General features: G+C 35.6%; 9 protein-coding genes. All 9 read left to right on the forward strand.

What is annotated here, in order from left to right; all coding sequences use genetic code 11:
- Positions 1–200 precede the first annotated feature (200 nt).
- The 9 genes from COC46_RS12200 to COC46_RS12240 all read left to right on the forward strand — a co-directional run bounded on the left by COC46_RS12200 (position 201) and on the right by COC46_RS12240 (position 15,750).
- Entirely contained in the window at positions 201–1,085 is an 885-nt protein-coding gene (locus COC46_RS12200; RefSeq protein ID WP_098809989.1) for a diacylglycerol kinase, read from the forward strand.
- A 112-nt stretch (positions 1,086–1,197) separates the two neighbouring features.
- Positions 1,198–2,580: a 23S rRNA (uracil(1939)-C(5))-methyltransferase RlmD gene (rlmD, locus tag COC46_RS12205; protein ID WP_098809990.1), complete on the forward strand. Its 1,383-nt coding sequence runs from the start codon at positions 1,198–1,200 to the stop codon at positions 2,578–2,580.
- Between the two features lie 227 nt (positions 2,581–2,807).
- Complete coding sequence (locus tag COC46_RS12210) at positions 2,808–3,782, forward strand: tRNA dihydrouridine synthase (protein ID WP_098810048.1); 975 nt, start codon at positions 2,808–2,810, stop codon at positions 3,780–3,782.
- Positions 3,783–4,570: 788 nt separating this feature from the next.
- Positions 4,571–5,491: an N-acetylglucosamine kinase gene (locus COC46_RS12215; RefSeq protein ID WP_176545138.1), complete on the forward strand. Its 921-nt coding sequence runs from the start codon at positions 4,571–4,573 to the stop codon at positions 5,489–5,491.
- Between the two features lie 34 nt (positions 5,492–5,525).
- Positions 5,526–6,653 carry a MupG family TIM beta-alpha barrel fold protein gene (locus COC46_RS12220; RefSeq protein ID WP_098809992.1) on the forward strand — a complete coding sequence of 376 codons (1,128 nt, stop codon included), beginning with the start codon at positions 5,526–5,528 and terminating at the stop codon, positions 6,651–6,653.
- Between the two features lie 26 nt (positions 6,654–6,679).
- Positions 6,680–8,047 (forward strand): nucleotidyltransferase family protein, encoded by a 1,368-nt coding sequence (locus COC46_RS12225; protein WP_218012463.1) that lies wholly within the window; start codon positions 6,680–6,682, stop codon positions 8,045–8,047.
- Positions 8,048–8,079: 32 nt separating this feature from the next.
- Positions 8,080–8,796 (forward strand): SIS domain-containing protein, encoded by a 717-nt coding sequence (locus COC46_RS12230; RefSeq protein ID WP_098809994.1) that lies wholly within the window; start codon positions 8,080–8,082, stop codon positions 8,794–8,796.
- A 443-nt stretch (positions 8,797–9,239) separates the two neighbouring features.
- Positions 9,240–11,180 (forward strand): BglG family transcription antiterminator, encoded by a 1,941-nt coding sequence (locus tag COC46_RS12235; protein ID WP_098809995.1) that lies wholly within the window; start codon positions 9,240–9,242, stop codon positions 11,178–11,180.
- A gap of 253 nt (positions 11,181–11,433) precedes the next feature.
- A complete protein-coding gene (locus COC46_RS12240) occupies positions 11,434–15,750 on the forward strand; it encodes an InlB B-repeat-containing protein (RefSeq protein WP_098809996.1) in 4,317 nt (1,438 codons plus the stop codon).
- The last annotated feature ends 118 nt before the right edge of the window (positions 15,751–15,868 follow it).

The following is a 15,868-nucleotide window of genomic DNA, read 5'->3' on the forward strand; positions in this document are numbered from 1 at the left end:
GATTAAGTTGTTCAAAACGATTGAAAATATAACAGATAAACGAATGTAATTTAAATTTAATACAATATTGTATGAATAATTCGTGTTTGAACCCCCTTTAGAAAGGGAAAAATAGATAAGTAAATGGAAAAAGTTTACTATAAAAACTTTTTAGGTTAGGATATAAGTTAGAGAACTTAAATAAATAAGTAGGATGGTTAATGATGAAACGTGCTAGAATAATCTATAACCCTACTTCTGGTCGTGAAGTTTTTAAGAAAAAGCTTCCTGATGTGTTGCAATTGTTTGAACAAGCTGGGTATGAGACCTCTTGTCATGCAACAACTGGAGCAGGTGATGCGACAATCGCAGCAAGAGAAGCATGTGAACGTAAATTTGATTTAGTTGTAGCTTGCGGTGGAGATGGAACACTTAATGAAGTCATTAGTGGTTTGGCAGAACAAGAGTATCGACCAAAGTTAGGATTAATCCCAGTTGGGACAACAAATGATTTTGCTAGAGCAATTGGTGTAAATGTTTCAATTATGGAAGCGGCTGAAGTCATAACAAATGGACAAACTGTACCACTTGATATTGGTAGGGTAGACGATAAATACTTTGTAAATATTTTAGCTGCCGGTAAAATTACAGAATTAACGTATGAAGTACCTAGCAAATTAAAAACAATGTTAGGACAACTAGCATATTATTTAAAAGGGATTGAAATGCTACCAAGAGTTAAGCCTACTCGATTAAAAATTGAGTATGATGGCAAAGTCTTTGATGAGGAAGCTTTTTTGTTCTTATTATCGAATACAAACTCCGTTGGCGGTTTTGAAAAAATTGCACCAGAGGCAAGTATTAATGACGGACAATTTGACTTATTAGTATTAAAGAAATCAAATATAGCCGAAATCATCAAAGTATGTGCTCAGTTATTAAGAGGTCAACATGTACAAAATGAACATGTTCTTTATACTAGAGCAAGTCATTTGAAAATTATGTCTGATGATAAACTACTATTAAACATTGATGGAGAGTATGGTGGAGAAACACCATGTACTGTTGATATGCTTTACAACCATCTAGAAATCTTTGTACCATAATAAGTGAAATAGTAGTAAATACTTGTAAAAGTAACCACGGTAGTTAACGTGGTTATTTATTTTGTATAATAAATAAATGGTTTAATAAAGGGTTGAAAGGTAGGTAAGGGACTTGTCGAAAAGAGTGTTACCTGTAGAAAAAAATCAATTCATAGAGGTTGAATTTATCGATTTAACTCATGAAGGACATGGAGTAGCAAAGGTAGATGGCTATCCAATATTTGTACCAAATGCACTTCCAGGTGAAAAAGCACAAATTAAAGTGCTAAAAACAAGTAAGGGCTTTGGATTCGGTAAAATTATCGAATTCCAGAACGAAAGTGATGTTCGAGTTGATCCAATTTGTTCAATTTATCATCAATGTGGTGGTTGTCAAACTCAACATATGAGCTATGAAGGACAGCTTGAAGCAAAACATAAACAAGTAGTTGAAGTTGTAAAACGAATTGGGAAACTAGATGACGTGGCAATTCATCCAGTTTTAGGCATGGAAAATCCATGGAGTTATCGTAATAAAGCACAGGTACCAGTAGGTGAACTAGAAGGTGGATTAGTAGTAGGCTTTTATCAAAAGAGAAGTCACGAAATCATACCGATGAATGAATGTTATATTCAAGGCAAAGAAAATGATGAAATGATTCAAGGGGTTAAAGACCTTTGTGATGAATTAAAAATAGAGCCATACGATGAGATTAACCATAAAGGTCAGTTACGTCATATCATGGCACGTTACGGATACTATACAAATGAATCAATGGTAGTTCTTGTAACAAATAAAGTTAAATTTGCGAAAAAAGAAGAATTAGTAGCTAGAATTATTGAGAAATATCCTACAATTACGAGCATCATTCAAAATGTAAATAATGAAAAAACAAATGTGATTCTTGGAAATCAAACAATTGTATTATATGGAAGTGAAACAATTAAAGATAAAATTGGTGATATTACTTTTGAAATTTCGGCTCGATCATTTTATCAAGTAAACCCTACTCAAACTAAGGTCTTATATGATAAAGCACTCGAGTATGCAAATTTAAATGGTAGTGAAACAGTTATAGATGCATATTGTGGAATCGGATCAATCTCACTATTTTTAGCTCAAAAAGCTAAAAAGGTATACGGTGTTGAAATTGTTCCAGAAGCAATAGAAGATGCGAAACGAAATGCAATGATTAATGAGATGACAAATGTTGAATTTGAAGTTGGTAAAGCTGAAGAAGTTATACCAAATTGGTACAAGCAAGGTATTACAGCGGAAGTATTAGTTGTGGACCCTCCAAGAAAGGGCTGTGACGAGGCTTTATTGAATACGATCATTGAGATGAAGCCAAGCAAAGTAGTTTACGTTTCATGTAATCCTGCTACATTAGCAAGAGATTTACGAGTACTTGAAGATGGTGGCTACAAAACAGTAGAAATACAGCCAGTTGATATGTTTCCACATACTAGTCACGTGGAGACGGTCGCGAAATTAGTACTGAAAGAAGGCAACTGACCCTTTGGGCATTGCCTTTTCTTACGTATCATCGGTTAAAATTCTTTGTAAATTCCTCTTTGCGTAGACAAAAAGGTCACGTATGAAGGATGTAAAATAAATGTTATCAATCAGTTTGATATTAAGTGAATAAGCATGGTATAAAAAGAAGCAAGGACAACTTGTTTTTTAATTTTGGGATAAGTCTTGGCCTAGGTATCCCATCATGAGAGGATTTGAATTTGAATATGAAAGATAATTTTTGGCGTGAATTACCACGACCTTTTTTTATACTAGCTCCAATGGAAGACGTAACGGATGTTGTTTTTCGCCATGTAGTAAGTGAAGCAGCCAGACCAGACGTGTTTTTTACAGAGTTTACAAACAGTGAGAGTTATTGTCACCCTGAGGGGAGACAAAGTGTGCGCGGGCGCTTAACTTTTACAGAAGATGAACAGCCATTAGTAGCTCATATTTGGGGGGATAAACCTGGATTCTTTAAGGAAATGAGTATTGGTATGGCGGAACTTGGGTTTAAAGGTTTGGATATCAATATGGGATGTCCAGTACCTAATGTGGCAGGGCATGGGAAGGGAAGCGGACTGATTCTTCGCCCAGATGTTGCAGCAGAGTTAATACAAGCAGCAAAAGCAGGAGGCTTACCTGTCAGTGTAAAGACAAGACTCGGTTTCTCTGAGGTAGATGAATGGCGTGACTGGCTGACACACATATTGAAACAAGACATTGCCAATCTATCCATTCATCTGCGTACAAGAGATGAAATGAGTAAAGTTGATGCTCATTGGGAACTAATTCCTGAGATAAAGAAACTCCGTGACGAAGTGGCACCAGATACACTCTTGACGATCAATGGGGATATCCCTGACCGCCAAACTGGCTTAAAGCTTGCTGAACAATACGGTATAGATGGGATTATGATTGGGCGTGGTATTTTCCATAATCCGTTTGCCTTTGAAGAGGAGCCAAAAGAACATAGTAGTGAGGAATTACTTAATCTGTTAAGATTGCATTTGGATCTCCATGACAAATATGAGCTGCGTTCGTTCAAGGCTCTTCATCGCTTCTTTAAGATTTATGTTCGTGGGTTTCGAGGCGCAGGTGAATTAAGAAATCAGTTAATGAACACTGAGTCAACAAATGAAGTGCGTGCGATGCTTGATAACTTTGTATCAAAGTATATGACTGGAGCTGTGGAAAAGTAGAAGTGTCCTAATTTCAAAGCACCAACACTCCACATATGTAAATAAATGAATTAAAAAGTACCCTATAGAGTAGCCACTTTAAAAGTCTACCTATAGGGTACTTTTTTGTTTTCAACTATATAACCTATAAATGCTATTTTAATTATGTACAAAAATGATTGCATAAGAATGTACAGTTTCGGGTAGTACATGGCATACTCTGTTTGAGGTAGAGAGGATGTATGTGCAACCAGATGTAACAACTAATATAGAAATTAGACGTCTTACAGATTACTCATAACCCCACATGAGTTAAGAACTCTCTTATTTTTCGTTGTTCTCTTACTCATGCCCCCCACATGAGTTAAGAACTCTCTTATTTTCCATTGTTTTCTTACTCATAACCCCTCATGGGTTAAGAACTCTCTTATTTTCCATTGTTTTCTTACTCAAGCCCCCCACATGAGTTAAGATTTATCTTATTTTCCATTGTTTTCTTACTCATGCCCCTCTCATGAGTTAAGATTTCTCTTTTTTTCCCAAGGTTCTTTACTCATAACCTCCTGATTAACAAATCTATACTTTAAAAGTAGTTCATCTTTAATAAGTGGTTTTTTTCCCGTGAAAGTAGAAAATATCCACCTAGTAAAAGAGAAATGTATACTTTACAATTAATGCAACTATACATGATAAAAAAATTAAAATGAAATGATGAGATATGAGACGTTAAAAAGATTGAACAGCAAAAAAATAGTAGTAGCATGATATGAGCAATTTATCATACGAATGAAAGGATGAATCAAAGGCTAATGAATAATAGATTAATAATTGGAATGGATGGCGGAGGAACGAAAACAAGAGTTATGGTCAAAGAACGACTAGATGGAGAAACGTTATTCGATCAAAATTTTGGGATGTCAAATTATAACAATATCGGTGTAGAAGGGCTTATACCAGTATTTAGTGAAATATATGAATCGCTTATTTCTAATTTTGGAGAGCGCTTACAAAATGCGATTCTTGTACTAGGCTCTGCGGGAGTAGATCGACCGAAAGATATTGATATTTATTTGAATGCATTAAAAGAAAGTGGTTTTACTTGCCAGTTAGAAGTAGTGAATGATGCAGAAATTGCTCTTGTTGGTGGGAACGGAGATCGAAAAGATGCTTTAATGATTGCTGGAACAGGTTCCATTGTGATGGGAGTAGACTCAAAAGGAAATACAATACGCTCAGGCGGATGGGGTGGATTAATAAGTGATGAGGGTGGCGGCTTCAAAATCGGTTTACATGCAATCTCGGCTGTTATGAATGAGTATGACAAAGTTATTGCTCCTACATCATTTACTGAAAAATTACTCGCTCACTTTAAGTTGAATTCTCCGGAAGATTTTATGGACTTATTATACATGGACGATACAATTCCGGTAGATAAGGTAGCTTCATGCACGCCAATCGTTCTAGAAGCATGGGTAAAAGGAGACGAGGCTGCTCGTACAATTGTTGAAGGGGAACTAGATAAGTTGGTTCGGTTAGTCATTGGAATCAGCCGACAAATGGGCTCAATTAATTTCCGCCTTTCTGTGGCAGGAAGTTTGCTAACAAAATCGGCTGAGTATTTTGATACTCTAAAAGAGAAGTTAAGAGTGGCTTTACCACAAGTTGAACTTTCTGCACCTCTTTATGACCCAGTTTTCGGTGCCATCATTATTGGCGAAAAATACAAGTAATTCAAAATAATAATAGTAAGGAATGGCGATCATTATGCGTGAAATAGGAATTAGTGTGTATCCCAACTTTTATCCTTTGAATCAAATTAAAGATTATTTAGAAAAGGCTAATTCATTAGGTTTTAAAAAGGTATTTGTTTCACTGATTTTAAATAATCATGGTTTTGAAGGTGCACTAGATGTAAATGCGGACACTTGGAATGAATTATTCAGTTATTGTAAAGAACTTAATATGAATGTGTCAGCTGATATGAATGATGAAGTTTTCAACGAGTTGGGTTGTACGTTGACAGACCTTACAGCGCTACAAAATATGGGCATCACAAGACTCCGCATTGATGGAGGGTTTACGAGTGAAGAAGTAGCAGTTCTTTCAAAAAATAAGCAGGGAATTCAAATAGAAGTAAACGCTTCGATGTCTTCTTCTAATAATCAAGATGGAAACGCTTTACGCGAATGTCGTGAGTTTTTAGAAACAATAGAAAGAGAAGGAAATATTGGACAACTAACAGCTTGTCATAATTTTTTTCCTCTACCAGATACTGCATTGTCTTTAGAAGACATACGCTCAATTAACAATATGTTTGCTTTATTTGGTGTGCCAGTTGGAGGGTTTGTTGCATCGCAGCTTTCGCCGAAAGATTTACACCACTTAGGTCATGGGGTTTGTACAATTGAAAAACACCGCTTCTTGCCTAGCCATATTGCTATGTTAGAGTTATTTGCTAATGGTTTTAATGATGTGTTAATTGGTGACTCATTTGCAGATTTTTCAGAGCTCAAAGAAATGGCTAGATGTTACAAACAAGATTATATAGAAATTCCAGTTATTTTTAATCAGTTTGTTCCCGAAAAGACAAAGGTGAAAATTAGTGAGCAGGTTCTTATTTCAAGAGTAGATCAACCAGCAAATCTTATTCGTGCAACTGATACAAGGGGAATGGAAGTACCTCATTGCTATTGTGCACCAAGAGGAAAATATACAGTTTCTGTTTTAAATAATCGAAGTGCACAATATGAGGGAGAGGTACAAATCTCATTAAAAGATTTAGGACAATCCGTTGAACATAATGTCATTGGATTTGTTCATCCTTTTGCATACGATTTAACGCCTTATCTATTAGCAGGCAAAAATAAATTTCGATTAGTTGAATATAAGTAAAAAATTTTTATAGTCGAGGTATTGGAATGGTAAAAAATGCAGTTATTCTTGCGGCAGGCAAAGGGAGTAAAATGAATCCCTTCAACGCAGTTCGCTCTAAAACAGCAATAAAAATCGCTGGTAAACCATTAATCCGTTATAATATTGAATCCATTGTAGCAATGGGAATAGAAGAGATTGTTGTTGTCGTTAATGAGGAACATCAAAGAGAGATTGAGAATCTTCTATTCGACATAGATAATGTTAAATTTGTAGTTGATCAATCAAATTTAGGAAGTGCAGAAAGTTTAGTAAAGGGGGTTGAGAAACTTTCAGCTACTAAGGAGTTTCTCGTTCTTTACGGTGATACGATTGTCGAACAAAAGGATCTCGACCAATTAGCTAATTCCAACAAACCTACCGTTTTGTTGAAAAAATTAGAAGAGTCATCAAGAAATTGGATCGGTGCGAGTTTAAAGGATGGATTTGTTCAGTCAATCGGTGCTCACTACCGTGGTGACAGTATTACCCATCAATTCGCAGGATTTCTTTTTGAAGAGTCATTACTAGATGAAGTGAGGAAAACGCCTGATTATTTTCCGAATGTAAAAGTAGGAGTGGGTGTTCCGAAAGAACGATATATCGAAGCTGCACTTCTAAAATCACTTGAGAAAATAAAATTACAAGCGATTGAGTGTAATGGTCATTTCTTTGACATAGACAAGCCTTGGCATATGTTAGAAGCGAATGAATATATGGTGAATCATTATTGTAATGCAATAAAAGAGAACGACCTAGCAGAAGGTGCGACGATTTCTGAAAATGCAACCATTCATGGTCATGTAAAGCTTGGTAAGAATTCCTTAATTGGTGATCGAGTTGTCATTCACGGTAACCTAATTGTAGGTGATAATACAATCATAGATAATGGTGCGATTTTCAATGGCAATGCAGTTATTGGGGATCATACCGCCATTCGTAATTATTGTATGATTTATGATGGAGTTTCAATCGGATCGCATTGTATATTCGACCATTGTGCAGAGTTCCTTGGCGGAATGGTAATGGATAAGGTATATCTTTACCACTATGGCGAGTTTTATGGCGCAATAGGCAGTCATACAGATATCGGTGCTGCAACAGTTTGTGGAACATTACGCTTTGATGACGGTGAAACTGAGCACGTTGTAAATGGACGGAAAGAAATACCTTTACATTTTTCAAATGCAGCTTATCTTGGTGATTATTGTAGAACTGGTGTGAATACGATTATTATGCCTGGATGTAAAATAGGGGCTTATAGTGTGTTAGGAGCAGGTGCGATAATCGATAAAGATATTGAACAAAATAGTCTTGTTTTCGTAAAACAAGATCTAGTTATTAAAAAATGGAGTGAAAAGAAGTACGGTTGGTAATTTATTAAATCAATAAAAGAAGGTATTCATTTATGGAGAATTATTTTAAGTATGTGATGTCAAATCTCGAAAAACTATATACGACACAGAATCCAAAAATGGACGAAGCGGCAACTTGTATTTTTGAAGCCATTCAAAATGGTGGTCGCTTCCTTGTTACTGGTTCGGGTCATTCGCATATGTTTGCAGAAGAATTTTATGTAAGAGCAGGTGGGTTTGCTGGGGTCTCTCCAATTTTGCCGAATGAGTTTTTTTTACACGATCATCCATTAAAAAGTACTGTGATCGAAAGAATAGAAGCTTATGCAAAGGTAATTTTTGATTTATACAAAATAAGCTCAAAGGATATTCTTGTGATTGCTTCCAATTCGGGAAGAAATGGAATGACTGTTGAACTTGCAAAAATGACACAGGAATGCGGCGCAAAGGTTATTGCTTTTACAAATCCAAATCATCCTGAAGGCTCAAAATCAAGACATAGTAGTGGGAAATATCTTTGCGATTTTAGTGATATAGTAATAGATAATTGCACCGGACCTGGAGATGCTCACTTTTATGTAGAAGAAGCCAATACAGGTATGGGGGCAACTTCTACAATGGCTGGAGCCTTTGTTGCTCAAACAATATCCATATTATTAGCAAAAAAATATCATCAAGCTGGTTTAAAACCACCTGTGTTTAAAAGCTCTAATGTAGATGGTGGAGATGAATGGAATAAAGAGTTGTTTGCTAAGTATTATGGTGTTTAATCATTAATCGAATAACTAATAAAAATACCTATAAAGAATTATCTTACTTATTGGCTCGCTTTTGCGTTCTTAGTTTATAGGAGCGCTTTTTCCTGTTTGAATGGATTAAAGTGTTAACCTCGTCTTACAGAATTTCTAATACGTTGTTAAGAAATGCTTAACACAACAAAAAGCTAAAATCCTTGATCTTAGTGCTTTTATGCTAAGATAAGGATTTTTTTTGTATACAAAAGAAATAGAATCTGTTTGTGTTAGTAAAATGTACCTGTATTTTGTGGTAGGACATAGGTCGTATTATTGCAGTAGGATGTAGTGTGACATATGAACTAGAATCATTTGTTTTTAATTGCGAACTATTTTGGAAAAATTCAAACTGTTAAATAGATTTAGTAAAAAGTAAACTAAATATACTAGATTAGGCATCTAGGGTGGTGAGGTAATGTATGCGAAGAGATCTTATTTTGCAATATTTGTATCAAAAAGGAAAATCATTAACTTCACAGGAACTTGAATCGGAATTTGCCATTTCAAATCGTACCTTACGAAATGAATTGAAGGAATTAAACATAATTGGAGAAAAATCCGGTTTTGTGATTCAGAAAAAACGTGGTGAAGGCTATTTACTTCATGTGGAAAACAAAGAACTGGTTCAAACGTATTTGAAAGAAATAGACGGAGCATTAGCGCCAGATTTACCTCGAGTTCGTGTGAACAATATTATTATGCTTTTGCTTCAAACGACAGAGTTTCAAACGATTGATATGTTTGCTGATAGTTTAATGATCAGTAGATCAACAGTTTTTACTGACATGATTGAAGTTGAAAAGCAAGTTAGAATTTTTGATTTAAAAGTGGAAACAAAATCACGTTATGGCGTTCGCTTACTAGGTGACGAAACGAATTTTCGAAGAGCATTTTCCTACTTCTTAAGTCAAAAAGAAACAGGGTTGTTAAAAAAGTCAATATATCAAACTTTTGAGAAAGCGTTTCCTTTTGAGGAAATTCGAGCTGTATTGAGTGAAGAAGTACAGAATAACCAACTGAAATTAAGTTATTTTGCACTTGAGAACATTTTAGTGCATATCCAAGTACTCTCGTTTCGAGTAACTCAACACAACTTTATCCTGCCTAATCAAGAAAAAAAGCTAGATATTTCTCTAATTAAGCCATCGTTTATGAATATAGCCAAGAGAATTTGTGAAATTCTTTCTGTACTATATCATGTCGTATTACCAGAGAGTGAGGTTATCTACTTAGCTGCACATATAAGTGGTAAATCGAGTGTAGACGATATTGAGGAACAAGAAAAAAATGACTTAAAGCAAAAACTAACGAATTGTTTGGAAAGATTAGATCAAACATTCTTGACGCAGTTTTCAGGTGATCAGCAACTTTTAAACACGTTGATCATGCATATGTACCCACTGCTAAGAAGATTATATTTCAATTTAAAGCTTACGAATCCATTGATTGATGATGTATACAGTAGGTATTCAGATGTGTTTATGATTGCTTTAAATTTTTCTGAAATGATTAAGGAAATATGGGGTTTTGAACTTTCTAGTGACGAAATGGGTTACATTACAATGCACTTAGCAGCCCATGTGGAAAGGGAGAAACAAAAACAATTAAGCTCTTATAAAAAAATTCTACTATCGTACGGATTAGGAGCGGGATCGGCCGATTTAATGAAAATGAAACTTGAAGCACTTTTTCAAGGGGCAAAGATTGATGTTGTTCTGTACAGCGAGCTTCAATTAATAAATCTTGATGAATATGATTTATTAGTTTCATCAACTTCAATTCCATTTGATACGATTTCGATTCCGTATATTCAAGTAGCACCGATCCTAACTGAAACGGATGTCCAGAGAATTCGTCGTACGCTTACAAGATACCCTGCTAGTAAGGTTAAAGAGGACGTACCAACGCTCTTATCTCTGTTTCACACAGATTTATTTTATATAGAAGAAAGCAAAGAGTCCTTTGACTACAAAGCTTTTATTAAAGAAAAAGCAAAAAGTGTTGTTGAATTAGGGTTTGCAACACCTGACTATCCTGAATTAGTTGTCGACAGGGAAGAAAAAATCTCGACGATACTGCAAAATGGAATCGCAGCACCACATGCATTAAAAATGGTTGCGATCCAGGACTCTATCAGCGTTGTGATTTTTAAAAATCCACCAACTATCGATGGTAAAGTCGTACAAATTTTATTTTTAATTAATCTCCGTGCTGGAGACTTGTTTTTACACAAGGAGTTAAGTCGATTATTTTTACATTTAATGGATTATCCTGAGGCAAAACAGAAAGTATTAAAATCAAATAACTTCAACGATTTTCAATATGAAATTTCAAAAATTTTGTTTCAGTATGGCTCTTAAACGAATAGCGATTACGAACTATATTAGTAGATTTCGATAATTTGTTTTGTATGGACGCAAAAGGAATGAACTTTACAAATTTATTCGTTCCTTTCATTTTGGAATGTAAGCGATTACGTGTGAGAGGAAAGGGACAATAGAATCTATTTTTATAACGAAATATTGAAATTTTCTGGTAAATACACCCGTTTAGGGTGACATAAAAAAATAACGTTGAATTTCAAAATTAAATCATCTAGATGGAGGATGTTAAATGAAAAGAAATAAATGGTTTTTGGGTAGAGCTTTACCGGCTTCAGTATTAGCAGCTTCAATGTTTGCAGGTACGATTAATGGTGTAGTTGTAAAGGCTGCCCCTACTATTGCAACTCAAAGTACTGTAGCTGATATTTCAACTGGTACTAAGATTTATATGACAACGACACAAATCACTCATGCAAAACCAGCAGGTCTAGATACGACTAAACCAGTAAAATGGACAACTTCTGATCCATATGTAGCTTATGTTGACATGATCGGTAACGCAAAAGGTGATTATAGTGGAAAGATTTTAGGGATATCTGGTGGTACAGCAAGAATCACTGGTACTGGAGTAGATGCGAGTGGTAATCCTTTAACTGTGAATATTACAGTTACGGTAGGCGAGACTCAGTCAGCTACAAATCTTGAAAAGGTTGTTTACTATTACAATGCAGGAGATGCTAATATTCCGGCTGCACTGAAAGACTCAAAATGGGAAACAACAAATATTCCTACTGCACCATCAGGAACGAAATTCCCTTCTAAGAACTATGTTGGCTATGTAAATGGAGAAAGTGGCGTAAAATGGTTAATTTCAAAAGATACTTTAATTAAGTCAAACGATAAAATTATTCTTGGTGATGAAAGACCTCATGGAGTAATTACTGGCATCGTATCTGATGCAATTACACTCTACGATCCTAACTTATCACCAGCGGATCAAATTCAATACTTGCAGGGTGGAAGATATATACCTCAAACTGGTGAGTCTTCAGGCTCTGGTACTAATAATGGTGGTGCTGCTGCCACATATAACGCCAAAGAAGTGATTACAAACATTATGCCTGATGGTAATAATGGACTCTGGGTTCTAGGTGAAAAAGGTAATGCAACGCATATCGTTAGAAAGCAAATGTCACTAATGGGTAAAGCTTTATTACAAACAGAGATTTCTAGAAACTATACAGACAGATTTGGATTTCAATCTGGTAGTATGTCTTTCTCTTCTACAGTGGATATGATTAAAGCCCTAATGACAGCTGATAAAGACGCTGCTAGAGCAACAGGCGATACAGACAATGATGGTCTTTGGACGACAATGTATGCATCTGGTGAAATCTGGAGATATAACTACATGAAGGAAAACTTCGGAGAATCAGATGCAAGAACAAAAGATGCAAAAGCATCTGCTATTCGTGCAGTTGAGTCAATCGTAACTCTTGGTTATATATCTGGTACACAATTAAAAGTTACATCTAAGAACAATGTAAATGACTATGTGTATGTTGTTAACTCTTATGGTGGAAACGTAAAAACAATCGATGAAGCAAAAGCTTGGCTTGCAGAGAACGAAGGAAAGCCAGTTTACGTCGATGCAAATGGTAAGTATACATTAGATTACACAAAAAAACCTGCTTCATCTGGTTTCTTTGCTAGATCGTATAAAGTTAACACAAGTAACAATGGCGCTACAGTTCCAGAAGCTGAAACTTGGGATAATGCATGGATTAAAAAGAAGGCTGGACAAGCTACAGATATAAATGGAAATACAGTTTACTATAACGTTCCAGGAACTTTCAAAAATGGAACTAATAGTGCTCTTAAAGCTTATGACACTGTTTCGGTACCTAGTCGCTTAACAGAAATATTTGCAAACCAAAATGAAGGTTTTGATGCTGATACAAAAGCCTTAGATTCAGATAAAGTTGTTTACAAAGCAACAACGTCTACAGATGAATTAGTAGGTCATTATTTTACACTTGATCTAGCATACAAAGCATTCAAAGACGAGGATCCAGAACTTGCAGCGTTAATCAAAAATAATATGATTAACCACACGAATGCGTTAATTCTAAACAACTATTTCCAATTGACTGTTAATGGTGAGAACCCAACTGAATCACGTTTTAATGAGGGAACTATTCGTGGGAATGGATTAAACGTTCCAAATGCTCCAACTAGATGGGCAAATATGAACCCTGAATACCTTGATGGTAATAAGGATGCATGGGAAAGAGACGCAGACTATGAAGATGGTCCATTAAATGCACAATTACTATTACAAGCACTTGTAGTTGCTAAAGATTTAGGTGGTTATACTGACAATGAAAGAGAATTACTAAAAGCTCAAAAAATTGATATTGCTGAACCACTTGATTTTGCGAACGAGTACAAAGTAATGAATGGGGAAAAAACGTCAACAAAGGCTAATGAACACAATGATTTTGAAGTAAGATACCCAAAAACATATAACTCAAAATCGATGCTTGATATGACATTACAATATCTTTCAAGATACTTTGGTATTGCTGCTCATAACGGTGATGATATTGGTGTAAGCGGTGTAACTCACGAATCATACATGAACTATTCTGATGAAGAAGAAGAAGCATTAGCATACTACACATTATCTCATCATGCTGATAAGTTTAACGGTGACGAAATCTTAGAAGGTATGAACCAATGGTGGACAAATGAAAAGAGAGAGAAAAATCCATTCATGACAACTTTCTACGCAGCTTCACTAGGTGCATTGAAAGCTAAAGGGATTAATATCGGAAATGCACAAGTTGATCTTGCAGGATCAGAATGGCAAATGACACGTATCCCTAACAACTTTATGAACTGGGATGTACTTTCTGCCAATAGAAATGACGTAACACATGTAGCGCCAAATCTTATGGCTGACCAATTAATTCCACGTGATGAAGTTATGATGTCTAAATACAACACAAACATTTTCGGTACGATGGATCGAAGAACAATTGATTCTGGTAACAGCAGAACAATGGAATCTTCAACTGTAATCTCAATGCCTTACTGGATCACTCAAAACCCTGAGGATGCTGAATACGTAAGTGAATTAGGTGCAAAAGTGACTAAACCTGTAAATAAAGGTACAGAAAGCTTAAGTTATCCAACGAACATTGCAAAAATGAATCCTCATGCGAAATATAATGAAGATACACATACATTTACAATTAACGTAGGTGATTCTGTTAAGCTAGATGCGAAAACTTCGGGTTATGTTAGAAATGTATCTTGGGCAACGAACGCTTGGGATCAAGCAGGATACAGCAATGGACTCCCTTCACAAATCAATGCTGAATCAAATGTTTCTGGGGTGATTGACCTAAGAAATTTAGCAACTTACGGTGATGAAGGAAACGTAAGTCCAACTGATTTAAGTGTCAATGGTGAGTACTATGGTTCTTATGCAACTGCTTTAAAACCAGGAACAGCTACGGTTACAGCGTATGTAATTGATGGATTCTTTAGAACTCCTGCTAAAATCACATACACAATCAAAGTGGTTGATCCTAAGAAATCAGCAGAACTAATTGCGCCATCTAATCTTGACAAAAATTCTTTTGCATACCCAACATGGTTAAAAAATGCAATGGCTGAAAAAGGTTTAAATACGGATGGAAACAAAAATATAAAAATTAGTTACGAATCATCTTCACCAGACGATGTAGCTGTTGATAGTGAAACTGGAGATGTTACGTATAAAACAGATAAACCAGCAAATATTACTGCGACAGTTGTATACTCTGCAATGACAATTGATGGAGAACCTAGATTTGAAACAGATAGCCACGTAATGACGTTCGTACGCACGGTTTCTAAAAATGCAAAACAAACAGTTTCATTTAATTCACAAGGTGGATCTGCAGTAGATTCAAAGAATGCTAGTTACAATGAAGCAATTACATCTCCAACACCAACAAAATCGGGCTATACATTGCAAGGTTGGTATAAAGATGAAGCAGGTACTCAAGCTTGGAACTTTGCGACTGATAAAGTAACAGAAACTACTACTCTTTATGCTAAATGGGGTATTAACAAATACACAGTTGCATTTAACAGTAATGGTGGATCGACAGTAACTACTAAAACAGGAAATTATAATTCTGTTATCGCAAAACCGGCTAGCCCAACGAAAAAAGGATTTGTTTTTGCAGGTTGGTACAAAGATGCGGCACTTAAAACAGCTTGGAACTTTACGACTGATAAAGTAACAGCAAATACAACACTATACGCAAAATGGGTTGTTGCTACACCAACATCAGTAAAAGCAACAAAAGCAAGTACGACCTCAATTAAAGTATATTGGTCTACTGTAAGTGGTGTTTCTGGCTATGAAATTGATCGCGCAACAGCAAGTAATTTCACTGGGAAAACAACAAAAACAACTACAACAGGTACATTTACGGCTACAGGTTTAGTGAAAGGTAAAACTTACTACTTTAAGGTTCGTGCTTACACATTAGTTGGGAAGGTCAAAGTGTACAGTAACTACACAACAGTAGTTAAATATAAACTTTAATATTAAAAAATTAGGCTCTGTTAATNNAAAGGCTTGTCGAGGAGGCTTTAGGGTCACGCCCTATGGAAAGCGAAGTACCTGGAATGGAAAATCAACATTCTTTTTTAACAGAGCCAAA

This window comes from Bacillus sp. AFS041924, assembly GCF_002577195.1.
In the GTDB taxonomy this organism is placed as follows: Bacteria; Bacillota; Bacilli; order Bacillales; family Bacillaceae_G; genus Gottfriedia.